This is a genomic window from Streptomyces mutabilis (assembly GCF_014649815.1).
Taxonomy (GTDB): Bacteria; Actinomycetota; Actinomycetes; order Streptomycetales; family Streptomycetaceae; genus Streptomyces; species Streptomyces mutabilis.
In genome coordinates, this window is record NZ_BMTT01000067.1 from 1 (window position 1) to 1,947 (window position 1,947).

General features: G+C 51.4%; 1 rRNA gene. It reads left to right on the forward strand.

The window, feature by feature from the left end:
* A 23S ribosomal RNA gene (locus IE142_RS39555) occupies nt 1-1,841 on the forward strand; the annotation flags it as partial.
* Nucleotides 1,842-1,947: the final 106 nt, after the last annotated feature.

A 1,947-nucleotide genomic window follows, 5' to 3' on the forward strand; every position in this document is an offset into this window, starting at 1 on the left:
AGACAACTAGGATGTTGGCTTAGAAGCAGCCATCATTTAAAGAGTGCGTAATAGCTCACTAGTCGAGTGACACTGCGCCGAAAATGTACCGGGGCTAAACATATTACCGAAGCTGTGGATTGTCCTTTGGACAATGGTAGGAGAGCGTTCTAAGGGCGTCGAAGCATGATCGCAAGGACATGTGGAGCGCTTAGAAGTGAGAATGCCGGTGTGAGTAGCGAAAGACGGGTGAGAATCCCGTCCACCGATTGACTAAGGTTTCCAGAGGAAGGCTCGTCCGCTCTGGGTTAGTCGGGTCCTAAGCTGAGGCCGACAGGCGTAGGCGATGGATAACAGGTTGATATTCCTGTACCACCTAGTATCGTTTTAATCGATGGGGGGACGCAGTAGGATAGGCGAAGCGTGCTGTTGGAGTGCACGTCCAAGCAGTAAGGCTGAGTGTTAGGCAAATCCGGCACTCATAAGGCTGAGCTGTGATGGGGAGAGGAAATTGTTTCCTCGAGTCGTTGATTTCACACTGCCGAGAAAAGCCTCTAGATAGATAACAGGTGCCCGTACCGCAAACCGACACAGGTAGTCAAGATGAGAATTCTAAGGTGAGCGAGCGAACTCTCGTTAAGGAACTCGGCAAAATGACCCCGTAACTTCGGGAGAAGGGGTGCTCTTTAGGGTTCACGCCCAGAAGAGCCGCAGTGAATAGGCCCAAGCGACTGTTTATCAAAAACACAGGTCTCTGCTAAACCGTAAGGTGATGTATAGGGGCTGACGCCTGCCCGGTGCTGGAAGGTTAAGAGGAGTGGTTAGCTTCTGCGAAGCTACGAATCGAAGCCCCAGTAAACGGCGGCCGTAACTATAACGGTCCTAAGGTAGCGAAATTCCTTGTCGGGTAAGTTCCGACCTGCACGAATGGCGTAATGATGGCCAGGCTGTCTCCACCCGAGACTCAGTGAAATTGAACTCGCTGTGAAGATGCAGTGTACCCGCGGCAAGACGGAAAGACCCCGTGAACCTTTACTATAGCTTGACACTGAACATTGAGCCTTGATGTGTAGGATAGGTGGGAGGCTTTGAAGTGTGGACGCCAGTCTGCATGGAGCCAACCTTGAAATACCACCCTTTAACGTTTGATGTTCTAACCTAGGCCCATAAACTGGGTCGGGGACCGTGTCTGGTGGGTAGTTTGACTGGGGCGGTCTCCTCCTAAAGAGTAACGGAGGAGCACGAAGGTTGGCTAAGCATGGTCGGACATCATGCGGTTAGTGCAAAGGCATAAGCCAGCTTGACTGCGAGAGTGACGGCTCGAGCAGGTACGAAAGTAGGTCTTAGTGATCCGGTGGTTCTGAATGGAAGGGCCATCGCTCAACGGATAAAAGGTACTCCGGGGATAACAGGCTGATACCGCCCAAGAGTTCATATCGACGGCGGTGTTTGGCACCTCGATGTCGGCTCATCACATCCTGGGGCTGAAGTAGGTCCCAAGGGTATGGCTGTTCGCCATTTAAAGTGGTACGCGAGCTGGGTTTAGAACGTCGTGAGACAGTTCGGTCCCTATCTGCCGTGGGCGTTGGAAGATTGAGAGGGGTTGCTCCTAGTACGAGAGGACCGGAGTGAACGCACCACTGGTGTTCGGGTTGTCATGCCAATGGCATTGCCCGGTAGCTAAGTGCGGAAGAGATAACCGCTGAAAGCATCTAAGCGGGAAACTTGCCTCGAGATGAGTCTTCCCTGTCGCTTTAAGCGACCTAAAGGAACGTTTAAGACTAAGACGTTGATAGGCTGGGTGTGTAAGCGTAGCGATACGTTGAGCTAACCAGTACTAATGAACCGTGAGGCTTAACCTGACAACACCGAAAGTGTTTTGTCAGAGAGACGAAACAATGAAGTCAGCTTGTTTAAGATTAAATTACTGGCGACTTACCGAAAGGAAAGAAGCGAGTAATAGACAGA